Here is a 15,821-nt window from a genome sequence, read left to right on the forward strand (position 1 = left end):
ACAAAATGTCTCTTTTTTATTTTAAAAATCAATTGGTACTGATTTTGACTTTTACAGAGAAAAAAAATAAAACGATATGAATTTTAACAATTATACAATAAAATCACAAGAAACCATACAGCAAGCGCAACAATTAGCGCAAAGTTATGGTAACAACCTTATAGAAAATGAACACATTTTCAAAGCTTTATTTTTAGTCGATGAAAATGTACTTCCTTTCATTTTAAAGAAACTTAATATAAATGTCGATGTTATACAGCAAGTATTAGATAAGCAATTAGAAAGTTTTTCTAAAGTTACTGGTGCTGATTTAATGCTTTCTCGTGAAGCTAATAAAACATTAAATGAAGCATCTATCATCGCTAAAAAAATGAACGATGAATATGTATCTATTGAACATTTAATCTTAGCTATTTTTAAATCTAAAAGTCAAATAGCACAAGTATTAAAAGACCAAGGTGTTACTGAAAAAAGTTTAAAAGCAGCTATTGAGGAGTTACGTAAAGGAAATCGTGTAACATCACAAAGTGCCGAAGAGACATACAACTCTTTAAATAAATATGCTAAAAACTTAAACCAGTTAGCACAAGACGGAAAATTAGATCCTGTAATTGGTCGTGATGAAGAAATTAGACGATTACTACAAATTTTATCGCGTAGAACTAAAAATAACCCAATTCTGGTTGGTGAACCTGGTACAGGTAAAACTGCAATAGCAGAAGGGTTAGCACATAGAATTATTAGAGGTGATGTTCCTGAAAATCTAAAAGAAAAACAAATTTTCTCCTTAGATATGGGAGCGTTAATTGCTGGAGCTAAGTATAAAGGTGAATTTGAAGAGCGTTTAAAATCTGTAGTAAAAGAAGTTACAAAGTCTGAAGGAGACATCGTGTTATTTATTGACGAAATCCACACTTTAGTTGGTGCAGGTGGTGGTCAAGGTGCAATGGATGCTGCTAATATTTTAAAACCTGCTTTAGCTCGTGGAGAATTGAGAGCTATTGGAGCTACAACTTTGGACGAGTATCAAAAATATTTTGAAAAGGATAAGGCTTTAGAGCGTCGTTTTCAGAAAGTAATGGTAGATGAACCTGATACTGAGAGTGCTATTTCTATTTTACGTGGTATTAAAGATAAATATGAAGCACATCATAAGGTTCGTGTTAAAGATGAGGCCATTATTGGTGCTGTAGAATTATCTCAACGCTATATTACAAATCGTTTTTTACCAGATAAAGCGATTGATTTAATGGACGAAGCAGCTTCTAAATTACGTATGGAAATTAATTCTAAACCAGAGGAGTTAGATGTGCTAGATCGTAAAATAATGCAGTTAGAAATCGAAATAGAGGCAATTAAACGTGAAAATGATGAGACTAAACTAAAATCTTTAAATGCCGATTTAGCTAATTTAAAAGAAGAACGTAATGAGATTAATGCAAAATGGCAATCAGAAAAAAGTGTTGTAGATACCATTCAGAACTTAAAGACTGATATTGAAAACTATAAACTTGAAGCTGAAAAAGCTGAGCGTAATGGTGATTATGGTAAGGTAGCTGAATTGCGTTATGGTAAGATTAAAGACGCACAAGAAGAGCTTGATAAACAACAAGAAGTTTTGGCTAATCAACAAGAAAACTCTTTAATTAAAGAAGAAGTTACCTATGATGACATTGCTGAAGTTGTAGCTAAATGGACGGGGGTTCCCGTAACTAAAATGTTACAGTCTGAACGTGAAAAGTTATTACTTTTAGAAGATGAGTTACACAAACGAGTAGTTGGTCAAGAAGAAGCCATCGAAGCCGTTTCTGATGCTGTACGCCGTTCTAGATCTGGTTTACAGAATCCTAATAAACCTATCGGCTCTTTTTTATTCCTAGGTACAACAGGAGTTGGTAAAACAGAGTTAGCAAAAGCACTTGCTGAATATTTATTTGATGATGAAAATGCTATGACTCGTATTGACATGAGTGAATATCAAGAACGTCATTCAGTAAGTAGATTAGTTGGTGCACCTCCTGGATATGTTGGTTATGATGAAGGTGGACAATTAACTGAAGCTGTTAGAAGAAAGCCATATTCGGTTGTATTGTTAGATGAGATTGAAAAAGCGCACCCAGACACCTTTAACATCTTATTACAAGTACTAGATGAAGGTAGATTGACTGACAATAAAGGGCGTGTTGCTGATTTTAAAAACACTATCATTATTATGACCTCTAATATGGGAAGCCATATTATTCAAGAGAAGTTTGATAATATGAAGGGAGACATCCATACAACTATGGACTTAGCAAAAACAGAAGTTTTAGGTTTATTAAAGCAATCTGTAAGACCTGAATTCTTGAATAGAATTGATGATATTATTATGTTCACTCCTTTATCTGAAGATAACATTAAAGAAATTGTAAAACTACAATTGAATAGTGTTAAAAAGATGATTGCACAACAAAGTATAACATTTGATGCTACTGATGAAGCTATTGCTTACTTAGCCGTAAAAGGATATCAACCAGAATTTGGTGCACGTCCTGTAAAACGTGTAATTCAAAAAGAGGTTTTAAATCAATTATCTAAAGAAATATTATCAGGAAGAATAACTACAGATAGTATTATTTTACTAGATGCCTTTGATGATAAATTAGTCTTTAGAAATCAATCTGATTTAGTAGAAAAATAACCTTATATAAACATCTATAAATCAATTCACAAAGTGACATTTTTTCGTTTAAAACAATGAAAAAATGTCACTTTTTTTAATTGGTATTTTTTTTGAGTTACAATTATTAAAATTAATGTTTAACTAAAAAATGTAAAGTTATGTTATTAAAGAGCACTGATTTTCCAGCATTACCAAATGTCTTTAATGATTTTTTTAGAGACTGGTCTACTTCAAATTTCTCGGATACAAATACTACATTACCAGCTGTAAACATTAAAGAAAATGAAAATGAGTTTACAGTTGATGTAGCTGCTCCTGGTATGAATAAGGAGGATTTTCAAGTAAACCTTGAAAATGATATTCTAACTATTTCATCAGAAAGAAAAGAGAATAAAGAAGACACGAACGACAACTATACACGAAAAGAATATAGTTATATGTCGTTTAAAAGAAGCTTTACACTACCTAAAGGTATTGTTGATAGTGAAAAGATTAAAGCTACCTATAAAAATGGCGAGCTAAAAATTAATATTCCAAAATTAGAAGCCGCAAAACCTAAACCTGCGAAACTAATTACAGTTGAATAAGTTAATTTTGTAATATCTTTTTTTAATTTAAAAAACCGAGTGTTCTTAAAAAGTCACTCGGTTTTCTATAGCTTTTAGTTACTAAAAATTTTAAAAAGTATCTACTTGTATATCTTCTAAAACGATTTCAGATAATTTCTTCAATTTACCTTCTTCGTATAATTTATCAATAGTAAAAAAATCAATATCTTTATCTGTAGGCTTGTAATTATTATAGTCAACAAAACGAATTCCTTTCACTATTTTTTCTTCTTTTATATCTCTAAAACGTACTCCTCCTCCATTTGTATGGTATTTGTACGCTAAATAATCTAATTGAAAGTTACCTTTAGCAAACCAATAGATAAATACATCATCAAAATCTTCTCCTCCACCCTCTTCAGTAAAAGTAACTCTAACCTTATAATATTGTTTTCCTTTAATAGTAACATCTTCAAGTAACTTTTTTTGAACAGCTTTATCATTTAACCCAATGGGCAATACTGAAAAATAATGAACTGAATTTACGGAGTTACTATAACTATTTTCATCTTTTTTAGATAATTCTATTAAACTATCATTCACAAATCGTTCAAAACCATCATTTGACAATATATCCTTTATTGTTACAGAATCATTTTTTATAACTCTAACTAGTTTAAATGTTCCTTTATCTCTAGTCGCTTCGTAGTGGTTTTTTCTAAAATTAAAAGATATAGTAGCGTTCTCTATTTCATTCAACTTAGAGTGCTCTATTGACTTATCAATTACTTCTTGGGCGGTAAATTTTGGTTTACACGAAACCACTAATAATAATAGAAAAATGTATAAATGTCGCATATAATTTTGTTTGTGTTCGTCGTTTATTAGCTAACAAATTTACATGTATCCATTAATTTTAATTGTTAAGTTTTACACAAAAAAATAGAGCTACGTAATTGTAGCTCTAAAAAGGGGATTATAATTTATCGGTTAAAACCTCATGCCCACGCCAAAACCAATAAGTAAAGGATTAATATCTACTTCTGCTGGTACTGTTGCTACACCTGCATTAACAGAAACATCTGTACTTAATCCTATATACTTAGCATCTACATTTAAAAACCAAGTATCATCTAAATCATAGTCAAAACCTAATTGTAGTGCATACCCAAAACCATTTTCATAATCTACATCTACTACAGCTCCTGGATCAGCATTGTAAAAAATAGTATAATTTACACCCGCTCCTACATAAGGTTTAAAATCACTTATATTAAAATGATATTGTAATGTTAGCGTTGGAGGTAACAACCATACATCTCCTAAATTAACATTTCCTAAAGCTGTATTCACTGCTTTTACATCATGGTTTGCTGTACCTAAAATTAATTCAGCTGCAATATTTTCAGTAAAATGGTACGTAAAATCAAGCTCTGGGATAAAACTTTTACCTATTTCAACATCTCCTCCAATAGTACCAATTGTTGCTGATTCGTTAGGTAAAACACTTACCCATCTAAAGCGCGCTTGCCATTTTTTAAAATCATTTGTTTTAGTAGTTTCCTGAGCATTTACATTACTAAAAAATAATGTTCCTAATACAATACTTAATATTATTTTTTTCATGATTATAAGTTTAAATTTTAAGCAAAATTACATTCCGCTCCTCCCATAAAACATGACTTAAATCATAGCTTAATAATTTTATTTAACAACTTAAAATAATAGTTATATTTGTGTTCTATTTATGCAAAAAAAGATCAACATACAGAATAAAAAAGCTCGTTTCGAATACGAGATAATAGATAAATACACAGCAGGAATTCAACTTACTGGTACTGAAATTAAATCTATAAGACAAAGTAAAGCTCGAATTACGGAAAGCTTTTGTGAATTTAATGACAAAGGAGAGCTTTTTGTGGTAAACATGTATATTGAAGAATATGCTTTTGGAAACCATTATAATCACAAACCTAAAAGTGAGCGCCGTTTATTGTTAAATAAACGTGAATTGAAAAAACTAGAAAAAGAAGTTGAAGCTAAAGGTAGTACAATTGTTCCATTACGTTTATTTATTAATGAAAATGGTTGGGCAAAACTAGATATCGCTCTTGCAAAAGGAAAGAAAACTCATGATAAAAGACAAAGTATTAAAGATCGTGATAATAAGCGTGATTTAGCCCGAATTAAAAAGGCTTATAATTAATGAATGATACTTTTTTAAATATCATACAATGGAAAAAAATTATATACTTTATTTTTATCCTATTCTTATTTAAGTTTTCTTTTTTACATGGTTATGGTTTTAAAACAACTCTTTCTTTCCTTGATTTAGGTTTGTTATCTATCTCTAGTGCTTTTTTACTAGCTTCTGGTTACTTGACCAGTTTTTTCTTTAGAAATACACAAAAAAAAACTAGACTCCCTTTACAAAAAGTAAAAAATCTATCCATTTACTTAATGCTAATAGGCATTATTGTAGGGTTATATTTATCTATAAAAGTAAACAAAGCTTGGTATGGACTTATATTTATAGCCTGCCCTATTATTGTATACCTTTACTCTAAAAACAACACTCAAAAAACTTTTTTTAGCAACATTGTTACGTCTTTTCTAAAACCTTTTGCATTACTTACTCTTTGGTGGTTTGATTTTCCTCTTAATTTATCGATAGAGCAATGGGAATTGTTTTACGACCTTCAACTAATAACTATTGCCTATGTAACCATCTCTTTTTTGAGTAATATCGTTGTTGAAATAATTATTGATATTATTAACGTAAATCAAGATAATTTAAACAAACAAAATACCCTTCCTGTTTTATTAGGACGAAAAAGGGCTAAAAACATTGCTTTAATGCTCTCTATAATAGGTTGCTTATTTGTATTTTCAATAGCAATTTCTTTTATTAAAAACAAGTTCATTTTCTCAACAATTATGTTACTAGGAACAATTCCTGAGCTATACTTTATTTACCGATTAATGCTAGCTTCTGAAGCTAAGGACTATAATGCTTTGCATAAAATTAGTTACGTTAATTTCCTTTTAGCCCTCTTAAGTGTTCCTACCATAGGTTATTATATAAAATATGTTATCAACTAAACTATCAAAATACTCCATTATTCTTGCCTCAAATTCACCTAGAAGACAAGAATTAATAAAAAGTTTAGACATTCCTTTTTCTATTAAAACAAAGGAAGTTGAAGAAATCTATCCTAAAGAGCTAAAACATTCAGAAATAACTGATTTTTTAGCTGACTTGAAAGCTACTCCTTTCAAAAAAGAGTTAAAAGAAAACGAGTTATTAATAACGTCTGACACTATAGTATGGATAAACAAAAGAGCTTTAGGAAAACCTAAAAATTATGAAGAAGCATTTCAAATGCTTAAAGAGATATCTAATAACAAACATGAAGTTATCACTTCTATATGTATTACTAGTAAATCATTTCAAAAAACGGTGAATGATACCACTATTGTTAATTTCAGGGAGCTATCGGACGAAGAAATTAACTACTATATAAACACTTATAAACCTTTTGATAAAGCTGGAGCTTATGGTATTCAAGAATGGATTGGTAAAATAGGAATTACTAAAATTGAAGGAAGCTATTTTAACGTTATGGGATTTCCTATTCATAAACTTTACAAAGAATTATCAAAATTGTAGCTTTACATCTATATAAAAGATTATTTTTGACGCGTATTTACACAACACAAACTGATGAAAAAATATACTTATACTGAAAAAAAAGATACCCGTTCTGGGTTTGGTGATGGTTTAACTGAATTAGGACAAAAAAACCCTAATGTTGTAGCCTTATGTGCAGATTTAACAGGCTCATTGAAAATGAATGAGTTTGCTGAAAATCATCCAGAACGTTTTTATCAAGTAGGAATTGCTGAAGCAAACATGATAGGAATTGCAGCTGGATTAACAATTGGAGGAAAAATTCCTTTTACTGGTACATTCGCTAACTTTTCTACTGGTAGAGTTTATGACCAAATTCGTCAATCAGTTGCTTATTCTGATAAAAACGTAAAAATTTGTGCTTCTCACGCCGGATTAACTTTAGGTGAAGACGGAGCAACGCACCAAATTTTAGAAGATATCGGATTAATGAAAATGCTGCCAGGAATGACTGTAATAAACACTTGTGATTATAGTCAAACTAAAGCTGCAACTTTAGCAATTGCTGAACATGAAGGTCCTGTATATTTACGTTTTGGGCGCCCAAAAGTACCAGTATTTATGACCGAACAACCTTTTGAAATAGGAAAAGCTATTCAACTTACCGAAGGTAACGATGTTACTATTGTTGCTACTGGTCATTTAGTTTGGGAAGCCTTACAAGCTGCTGAGCAATTAGAAGCTAAAGGTATTTCTGCAGAAGTAATAAATATTCATACAATCAAGCCATTAGATGAAGAAGCTATTTTAAAATCTGTTGCCAAAACAGGATGTATAGTTACTGCTGAAGAACATAATAAATATGGAGGCTTAGGAGAAAGTGTTGCTCGCTGTTTAGCTACTAATGCACCTACTCCACAAGAGTTTGTTGCTGTAAATGATAGTTTTGGAGAATCTGCTACTCCAGATGAACTAATGAAAAAATATGGTTTAAATGATGAAGCCATAGTAAAAGCAGTTGAAAAAGTTATTTCTAGAAAATAATAATATAAACAACCAAACAATAAATACATCACTTTTTAAGTTTAAAGTGATGTATTTTTTACATAAAAAAGTAAATATTTAACCCAATTTAACAGTGTAAATTCATAACAATGAAAAAAGCAATTTTTATTTTATGCCTTCTAATAGGAGGCTCTCAATTAGCACAAAGCCAAATACAAGGAGGTATAAAAGGTGGTATCAACTACAACTCTGATTCTTTTTCTGATGTAAAAGACGACGTCTTTGGTGGAGCAAAAAGCAAAACAGGTTTTCACGCTGGTGCTTGGTTACGTATAAAATTACCTACTACAGGTTTATATATTAGACCTGAATTGGTATATACGCAATTAAGTAACGAAGTTCAATATAAGCCTACCGCTACAGTAACAACTTATGATATTCAAAAAATAGACGTTCCTGTTTTATTAGGATTTAACTTTTTAAAGGTAGGGCATGTTTTTGCAGGACCTTCTTTTCAGTATATTTTAGATTCTGATTTTGATATTGAAGACCTTAAACAAGTAGACTCTGATGGTTTTTCTGTTGGACTACAATTAGGTGCTGGTGTTGAGCTTGGTAAACTAGGATTGGATGTACGTTGGGAAAGAGCATTATCAGATACAGAAGCTGAGTTTGTTGATTCTAATGTAAATGTAAATTTTGACACTCGTGTTAATCAAATTATTGTTGGTTTATCATATAGATTCTAAAACATTTTAAAGTTAAATACAAAAAAAAACCGAAGTTAAAACTTCGGTTTTTTTATAACTTTTTATACCTAAAAAATGTCTCTATTTAAATAATCAGGGACATTAGGTTTATTTGGATCACTAAAATCGTTTGCTGGATTTCCGTCTCCATTTTTGTCCTCATCTTTTGATAAAACACCGTCACCATCATCATCAGTATCTAAATAATTAGGCACACCGTCTCCGTCTGTATCATCATTTCTCGGATTTCCATCTCCATCTGGATCTTCGTTGATGGAAGCTACCCCATCTTGATCGTCATCAGTATCTGGAACCAAATCCCACAACTCGATATAAAACATCAGTAAAGAATTTGGGGCTATAGTAGTTGTTCCTCTATTTGCATAAGCTAATCCAGAAGGTATAAACAAAATTCCTTTTCCTCCATTCTCATAATTAATAGGTCCATCATTTGTTACATTGTTTCCTCCTTTAAAATGAATAAAACTATAAGTCCAACCTCTAATAACATTGTTTAAAGAAAACCATGCAGTGTTTTTATCAAAATCTGGACTTAAACTGTCTTTTCTAACAATTCTTTGCCCCCTATATTTAGCATAAACAGAGTCCATTACCGTTGGAAACCCTTTGTCCTCATCTGGAGTGCCTACTCTATTTACATAATAATAAAGTTTATAATTAATATCATTTTCAGTTATTTCTTTGGTCACCAACTTATCATCATCAAATAATGATGTTTCATTACTGGTAATAGGTTTAACTGAATCTAAAACCTCATTATAATAGTTGTTCTTCAAAAACGCAACCAAAGAGTCATTATCAATTATAGCTTGTGCTTCATGGTCAAAATTATCAATAGGTGAGTTACTATCACTTCCACAAGCGTATAAAAGAGTACCTACAATGGCAGTACAAAGTAAATGTTTAAATTTTATCATTTAATTCTGAAATTTTAACGCGCAATTTACCATTTTTATACCTTTGTAAAAAACGAAACGATAAAAATTAACTTTTTATATGAGAATTGACAAATATTTGTGGTGTATTCGCTTATTTAAAACCCGTAGTATTGCCACAGATGCTTGTAAAAAAAGGCATGTTAAAATAGAGGGTACTAACCTTAAACCTTCAAAAGAAATATTTGGTAATGAAGAAATTACCATCCGTAAAAATCAAATAAATTACAAAATTAAAGTTATAGACATCCCTCCTAACCGCGTTGGGGCTAAATTGGTTGATTTATACAGAAAAGATTTAACCCCTAAAGAAGAGTTTGAAAAAACTGAGTTATTAAAATACGCAAAGGACTATTATCGTAAAAAAGGAACAGGACGTCCTACAAAAAAAGATCGTCGTGATATTGACGATTATTATGACGATTCTAATAAAAATGATGTTAATTTGTAATCCAAAATTAAGTTAAAATTAGCTAATAAAATGACTGAAGTAAATAATATCATCTTAAACAATACTCAGGTTGAACAAAAAATTCGTCGAATAGCCTTTCAAATCTATGAAAGTAATAGTAACGAAACGGAAATTATTATTGCTGGTATTGCTGATAATGGATATTTTTTAGCAGAAAAAATATCAACTGTTTTAAGTCAGGTTTCTCCTATAAAAGTAACATTATGTAAAGTTTTTATTGATAAGAAAAAACCAATCAGTCCAATCACTACCTCTATAAGTAGTATAGAGTACCAAAATAAAGCATTAGTTTTAGTCGATGATGTTTTAAACTCAGGTACTACCCTTATATATGGTGTTAAGCATTTTTTAGAGGTTCCTTTAAAACGATTTAAGACTGCTGTATTAGTAAATAGAAATCACAAAAAATATCCTGTTAAGGCTGACTTTAAAGGTCTATCTTTATCTACATCTATTAAGGAACATGTTGTTGTTGAATTCAAGGCTAATGAAACAATTGCTTATTTAACTTAAAATTGATTGTAAACTATCCATAATTTCGTCAATACTTTTATTATCTACGGCTATCTTATATTTAGCTTGATTATAAAAATAGCTTCGTTCAAATAAGTGTTTTGCGACGAATTCTGCCAACTCTTCTTTATTTAAGCGAGCAACTAGTGGGCGTTTACTTTTTTCGTTTGTCAATCTGTCTACAATGGTATCTATACTCGTTTTTAAATACACCGACTTCACGTCGTTGAAACTTAATAACACATCCATATTTCCTGCATAACAAGGTGTACCTCCTCCTAAAGACAATATAAAGTTCTTTTCTTGCTCCAAAAGTTCTTTTAAATATATATGTTCTTGCTTTCTAAAATAAATCTCTCCTTTCTGTTCAAAAATCTCAGAAACTGTTCTTTCTTCTTTTTTTTCGATATATTCATCTAAATCAACAAACGGAATTTCCATTTTTTCGGCTAAATTTCGTCCAATTGTCGATTTTCCACTCGCCATATACCCTAATAATACAATTTTCATAAACTAGTAATTAAGCAGTTACAAATATGAGTAAAAAATATTACAAAAAAGCTTTTTTGATTTAAAGAACAGTTGTATATTTGCAACCGCTTTCACAAAGAAGCAATGACCGGGTAGCTCAGTTGGTAGAGCATCTCCCTTTTAAGGAGAGGGTCCTGGGTTCGAGCCCCAGCCCGGTCACAAAAAGTTAAGCATTCCGCTTAACTTTTTTAGTTTATGCACGTATGGCGGAATTGGTAGACGCGCAGGCTTGAGGGGCTTGTGTTCGTAAGAACGTGCGGGTTCGACTCCCGCTATGTGCACAAAAAAGCACAATACAAAAAATGTATTGTGCTTTTTTATTTCTGTAAAATTCAAATAATATGAATTTTATATAAATAAGACAAGGAGACTAAAAAAAGCCTCCTTGTGTTTAAGTTATTTAATTTAATATATATGTGTTATAGTCTAAATAACAAGTATCACCTTGAACTATTGTTCTTACACCGTTCCATGTTTGATTATGAAAACCATCTCCTACCGTATAATTATCTACATACGGATTGTGTCTTGTATAGTCTTCCCATTTCTTTGAACTAAGATTATATTCATACTCATTATAAGCCTTTGCTCCATCTCTATAAACATAACATCCAGAATCACATTCTCCTATTACAGAAACTATTCTAAAACGTTCACCTGCTTTAGCCTTTACCATAAAGTCAACTACTTTTCCATCAGCTACACTTCTTTTTTCGCCAAATCTATAATAGTCTAAACCTACATGATCTTCAATTCCGTACCCCCAATAAATTTTCTTTCCTGTTAAATACCAAGATCCTAGTTCTTGGTCATACTTTTCTACATAAAATCTACCGAAAAGCTCAGCTCCACTAGTTCCATGATCACTTCCATATAAAGCTACATTAGTTGGGTCTACTCTTATCTTATCATAATATACTAAATCACATTCTTTGATAATATACTCTAAATTTGAACTTACTTTAAAAGGTCTGTTATCGTAAGTATAATTTACTTTATAAGAAATCGGATACCCTGGATTATCAACTGATACCTCCGCTCCTTCTTTCAGAAAATCAACAACCCTATCTAAATTGTTAGCCATAGCTGCTAAAGATGATGCTATTCCAGAAGTAGCATTTCCTCCCAATTGCTTTACTTTAACAGTAGATTCACTAAAAATTGATTTATACCTAGCTTCTAATTCTGCATTCACTTCTGTTCCTACTGATTTATAAGCAAAATTCAGAGCTGCTTCAACTTCTTTAGCACTACTACTAGATTCGTAAATTAACGTATACAATTTACCATAAGTTACTGATTCTATATACGAAGATGGGTTTTGTTGATCTTCACTTACCTCTAAATAATCAGTAACATAAGGTTTTAACCTCTCTGGGGAAACATTATTATTTAACCAACCATTCTTTCCTATAATTCCTTCTTTAGGAGATACTGAAGCTGTAAAAAAACGTTGTTTCAAAGTAACTGCATATCTAGTTTTCTGGGTAGAGAAGTCTAACCCAAAACTACCTGACACATTTACACTAGGTCCAGAGTATCCTGCATTTAAAGATAATTGAAATTGTTTTTCATCATGAATTCTTTGAATACTAATATCAAAACTAGCAGGAAAATTAGCTTCACTCTTATAGTAAGCATTTAAAATAGAGTTTAAATTATCTTGAACTTTTCCTGGTGTTGGTTCTTCAATTGTTCTTGATGTAGAAGCAGATGTTCCTGACAACACATTTACTCTTACCTCTAAAGGATTCCTATCTTCTCCAAAAATAGGTATAGACACTGGAGCTCCTTCTTGTATAGATCTCGCAGCTACCAAATTACCAGGCCATAATAAAGAACTATTTGCATCCAAAATAAAGAAATCTGAATCTGTTTGAGTAAATGATACTTCTTTATCTACACAATTTTCTTCTACAGCTACTCCTTTAGCTCTGGAAAAAGTGTTATCATACAGTTCATTAATATTTAAATTATGAATACCATCTGGTGTATCCGCTGTTATAAATTGAGCTACTTGCTCTTTACTAGAATTTATTTCAGAATTATGTAATAGATCGTCGTTTTGACATGAAATAATTGAAAAGAGGGTTAATCCAAGTATTTTTAGATTTTTCATTTATTTATTTTTTAAATTTAATATTGTACTAATTAAGACCTCGAGGAGTAATTAAACAATCTCAAATACGTTTCCCCTACTTTTTTATTTGTTTTTTTAAATTATCCCCACTTATTTATGTTTTTATTTATCAATTATCATTAAAAACACACACCTAACAAAACAATAATTAATTTCACAAATTATTAACGAGTACAAAGCCTATTATTCTTATTTTCGCCTTATGCAAAAACAATTATTATTTTTAGTAGCAATAGTATTTAGTATATCTATTCAAGCACAAGACAAACTAAAAGGACAAATAATAGACTCCGAGTCTAAAAAACCTTTGAGTGCGGCTCATATCTTAAACCTTAACAGTGTTGTAGGTACTATAACAAATGAAAAAGGGCTTTTTAATCTTGTTGCACAAGCAAATGATACTGTATTGGTTTCTTATTTAGGGTACTCCTCAATAAAACTAAAAATTACAAATGATCTTTTAAAAGGGAATGAAGTTGTAATCTCTTTAGAAGAAAAACCAGAAGAAGTAAAGGAAGTAGTTATTAAATCTACTGAACTTATCGGAGTACTAGAAGTAGATATTAAACAAGTTCCAAAAGACCGTTTTACAAGAATACATATTAATGGACTTCCTCAAACTTATGAAGTTGGAAGACCTCAAAAAATCTCCTCTCCTATTGCTAAGTTATTAAACCCAGTTGATTTAGTATATAACCTCTTTGGTAAAAAGCCTAAACAGCTTAAAAAACTAAAAAAGCTTAAAAAGGAAGATGATTTACGAAAAATGCTAGCAGGTAAGTTTGATCGTGAGGTTATGATGGAATACCTAGAAATGGATAGAGCTGAATTAAATAAACTACTGTCTGATTGCAACTACTCTGAATATTTTATAAAAAAAGCTAGTGACTTGCAATTAATAGAAGCTGTCTTGAACTGTTATGAAAATTATAAAACAACAAAAAAAGGAAAAATAGAGAGGAATAGAATACCTGATAAAAATTGATTTTTATGTTAAAAAAGTAGGGTAACTCATATTTTATCTGTTATATTGTTTATAGATTAACAAATAATTACATTAAATAATGAGAAAAATTATATTACTATCTTTTGCTTTTACACTTTTTTTTAATTGTAGCAAAGATGATAAAATAGCTGAACCTGCAGAAAATGTCACACTAAACAACAAAGTAAACAACTTTGTATGGAAAGCAATGAATTCGTGGTATAATTGGCAAGAGGAAGTTCCTAATTTATCAGATAGTAAAGATGATAACATTAATGATTATTACACTTACTTAAACTCCCATAGTACTCCTAGTTCTTTATTTGAAAGTTTAAAACACGCTGATGATGATTTTTCATGGTTTATAGAAGACTATGTTGCACAACAACAACAATTTCAAGGAACTTCAAAAACTTTTGGTTTTAGACCTAGTCTTGTTAAAGTTGGTACTACTGATTATGTTGTGATATATATAGAACATGTATCAAAAGGTTCTCCTGCAGATTTGGCAGGATTTAAAAGAGGAGATATAATCAATGCTATTAATGGGACTGTAATGACCGTTAGTAATTATAAAACCGTACTTAACGGATATTACCAAGAAACCTCTGAATTTTCTTTTACAGAAAAAGATGGTACAACTCTAAAAGAAAAGAAAACTATAACACAAGCTGTCGTATCTGATAACCCAGTACATTTGACTAAAGTTTTTGATAATATTAATGGTAAAAAGGTTGGTTACTTACTTTACAATGGTTTTAGGTCATCTTATAACGATGAATTAAATGCTGCTTTTGCTGAATTAAAATCTGCAGGCATTCAAGAACTCATACTTGATTTAAGAATTAATGGTGGAGGATCTGTTGAGACATCTGCTTATTTAGCAAGTATGATACATGCAGAAGCTGGAAGCGACAAGTTTGCTGAATTAAAATTTAACAAGAAACACGCTCAATACAATGAACCATATTATTTTAATAATACTTTAAATGTTTATGGAACTGATGGAAAAAAGACTAATGAAGAAGCTATAAACAGGTTATCAGGTATAAACAAATTATATGTTTTAACTTCTGGCAGTACTGCATCAGCAAGTGAAATGATTATAAATGGATTACGTCCTTTTATTGAAGTTAAGTTAATAGGAACTAAAACAGTAGGTAAAAATGAAGGGTCAATAACATTATATGACTCACCTACTAGTGATTATACTAATGTAAACGCAGCCAACTCAACTCATAAAATGGCTATGCAACCTATTGTTTTTCAAATATACAATAAACTTGGGCAAAACGATTATGGCGATGGATTTGAACCTAATATTTTAATTGAAGAATGGAAGTACTGGGATAATATTTTACCTTTTGGAGACGAAAATGAAATAGTCTTAAAAACAGCTTTAGATGATATAAGAGGAGTTTCTGCTAAGTCATTGTACGAAATAAAAAGTTTTGAACATATTAAAACAAATATATCAACCAATAAGTTCGAACAAGAAATGTATGTTGATAGTCATTATTTTAACAAGTAATATAATGTAAGAAAAAGCAGCAAAATTTTGCTGCTTTTTTTATGCTTCTATTTCATCCAAAAGAATTAAATTTACGCCTTTAAAACAACACACAAACA

The 15,821-nt window shown here is 30.5% G+C and carries 16 protein-coding genes and 2 tRNA genes; 13 read left to right on the forward strand and 5 right to left on the reverse strand.

Annotation, left to right across the window (positions count from 1 at the left end; translation table 11 throughout):
- The first annotated feature begins 76 nt into the window (after positions 1-76).
- Positions 77-2,680: an ATP-dependent chaperone ClpB gene (gene clpB, locus ACTPNM_RS09980; RefSeq protein WP_440121622.1), complete on the forward strand. Its 2,604-nt coding sequence runs from the start codon at positions 77-79 to the stop codon at positions 2,678-2,680.
- Positions 2,681-2,820: 140 nt separating this feature from the next.
- A complete protein-coding gene (locus ACTPNM_RS09985; protein WP_274639927.1) occupies positions 2,821-3,249 on the forward strand; it encodes an Hsp20/alpha crystallin family protein in 429 nt (142 codons plus the stop codon).
- Positions 3,250-3,339: 90 nt separating this feature from the next.
- Here ACTPNM_RS09985 and ACTPNM_RS09990 read toward each other — a convergent pair whose 3' ends face one another.
- Both ACTPNM_RS09990 and ACTPNM_RS09995 read right to left on the reverse strand, forming a co-directional pair.
- Positions 3,340-4,068 carry a DUF6503 family protein gene (locus tag ACTPNM_RS09990; protein ID WP_440121623.1) on the reverse strand — a complete coding sequence of 243 codons (729 nt, stop codon included), beginning with the start codon at positions 4,066-4,068 and terminating at the stop codon, positions 3,340-3,342.
- A gap of 132 nt (positions 4,069-4,200) precedes the next feature.
- A complete protein-coding gene (locus tag ACTPNM_RS09995; protein WP_440121624.1) occupies positions 4,201-4,836 on the reverse strand; it encodes an OmpW/AlkL family protein in 636 nt (211 codons plus the stop codon).
- Between the two features lie 121 nt (positions 4,837-4,957).
- On the opposite strand from ACTPNM_RS09995, the gene smpB reads away from it, so the two are divergent.
- From smpB to ACTPNM_RS10020, 5 genes are all read left to right on the forward strand, one after another.
- On the forward strand, positions 4,958-5,416 hold the full coding sequence (gene smpB, locus ACTPNM_RS10000) for an SsrA-binding protein SmpB (protein ID WP_099214355.1): 459 nt from the start codon (positions 4,958-4,960) through the stop codon (positions 5,414-5,416).
- Complete coding sequence (locus ACTPNM_RS10005; protein ID WP_440121625.1) at positions 5,416-6,312, forward strand: hypothetical protein; 897 nt, start codon at positions 5,416-5,418, stop codon at positions 6,310-6,312. The genes smpB and ACTPNM_RS10005 overlap by 1 nt, the downstream gene beginning before the upstream one ends.
- Complete coding sequence (locus ACTPNM_RS10010; protein WP_440121626.1) at positions 6,299-6,880, forward strand: Maf-like protein; 582 nt, start codon at positions 6,299-6,301, stop codon at positions 6,878-6,880. Before ACTPNM_RS10005 ends, ACTPNM_RS10010 begins: the two co-directional genes overlap by 14 nt.
- A gap of 54 nt (positions 6,881-6,934) precedes the next feature.
- Positions 6,935-7,885 (forward strand): transketolase family protein, encoded by a 951-nt coding sequence (locus tag ACTPNM_RS10015; protein ID WP_440121628.1) that lies wholly within the window; start codon positions 6,935-6,937, stop codon positions 7,883-7,885.
- A 110-nt stretch (positions 7,886-7,995) separates the two neighbouring features.
- Positions 7,996-8,595: a porin family protein gene (locus tag ACTPNM_RS10020; RefSeq protein ID WP_440121629.1), complete on the forward strand. Its 600-nt coding sequence runs from the start codon at positions 7,996-7,998 to the stop codon at positions 8,593-8,595.
- A 68-nt stretch (positions 8,596-8,663) separates the two neighbouring features.
- Here the strand turns inward: ACTPNM_RS10020 and ACTPNM_RS10025 are convergent, their stop codons facing one another.
- On the reverse strand, positions 8,664-9,533 hold the full coding sequence (locus ACTPNM_RS10025; RefSeq protein WP_440121630.1) for an FKBP-type peptidyl-prolyl cis-trans isomerase: 870 nt from the start codon (positions 9,531-9,533) through the stop codon (positions 8,664-8,666).
- Between the two features lie 79 nt (positions 9,534-9,612).
- Between ACTPNM_RS10025 and ACTPNM_RS10030 the strand changes: the two genes are divergently transcribed.
- Both ACTPNM_RS10030 and ACTPNM_RS10035 read left to right on the forward strand, forming a co-directional pair.
- The gene (locus ACTPNM_RS10030) at positions 9,613-10,002 is read left to right on the forward strand and encodes an RNA-binding S4 domain-containing protein (protein ID WP_440121631.1); all 390 of its coding nucleotides are present in this window, start codon (positions 9,613-9,615) and stop codon (positions 10,000-10,002) included.
- Positions 10,003-10,032: 30 nt separating this feature from the next.
- Positions 10,033-10,536 carry a phosphoribosyltransferase family protein gene (locus ACTPNM_RS10035; protein WP_440121632.1) on the forward strand — a complete coding sequence of 168 codons (504 nt, stop codon included), beginning with the start codon at positions 10,033-10,035 and terminating at the stop codon, positions 10,534-10,536.
- Here the strand turns inward: ACTPNM_RS10035 and ACTPNM_RS10040 are convergent.
- Positions 10,528-11,046 (reverse strand): shikimate kinase, encoded by a 519-nt coding sequence (locus ACTPNM_RS10040; protein WP_440121634.1) that lies wholly within the window; start codon positions 11,044-11,046, stop codon positions 10,528-10,530. The two genes, ACTPNM_RS10035 and ACTPNM_RS10040, sit on opposite strands and share 9 nt — an antisense overlap.
- 107 nt (positions 11,047-11,153) lie before the next feature.
- On the opposite strand from ACTPNM_RS10040, the gene ACTPNM_RS10045 reads away from it, so the two are divergent.
- Together ACTPNM_RS10045 and ACTPNM_RS10050 are read left to right on the forward strand one after the other, a co-directional pair.
- Positions 11,154-11,226: transfer RNA gene (locus ACTPNM_RS10045), tRNA-Lys, on the forward strand.
- Between the two features lie 38 nt (positions 11,227-11,264).
- Positions 11,265-11,348 (forward strand) — tRNA-Leu (locus tag ACTPNM_RS10050).
- Between the two features lie 119 nt (positions 11,349-11,467).
- Here the strand turns inward: ACTPNM_RS10050 and ACTPNM_RS10055 are convergent.
- Positions 11,468-13,186, reverse strand: coding sequence for a thiol-activated cytolysin family protein (locus tag ACTPNM_RS10055; RefSeq protein WP_440121635.1), 1,719 nt, complete (start codon positions 13,184-13,186; stop codon positions 11,468-11,470).
- 223 nt (positions 13,187-13,409) lie between these two features.
- Here ACTPNM_RS10055 and ACTPNM_RS10060 point away from each other — a divergent pair, with 223 nt between their 5' ends.
- Both ACTPNM_RS10060 and ACTPNM_RS10065 read left to right on the forward strand, forming a co-directional pair.
- On the forward strand, positions 13,410-14,192 hold the full coding sequence (locus tag ACTPNM_RS10060; protein WP_440121636.1) for a carboxypeptidase-like regulatory domain-containing protein: 783 nt from the start codon (positions 13,410-13,412) through the stop codon (positions 14,190-14,192).
- Positions 14,193-14,271: 79 nt separating this feature from the next.
- On the forward strand, positions 14,272-15,723 hold the full coding sequence (locus ACTPNM_RS10065; RefSeq protein WP_440121637.1) for a S41 family peptidase: 1,452 nt from the start codon (positions 14,272-14,274) through the stop codon (positions 15,721-15,723).
- Positions 15,724-15,821 lie beyond the last annotated feature (98 nt).

This window comes from Tenacibaculum sp. Ill, from assembly GCF_051938915.1.
GTDB classification, from domain to species: Bacteria; Bacteroidota; Bacteroidia; order Flavobacteriales; family Flavobacteriaceae; genus Polaribacter; species Polaribacter larymnensis.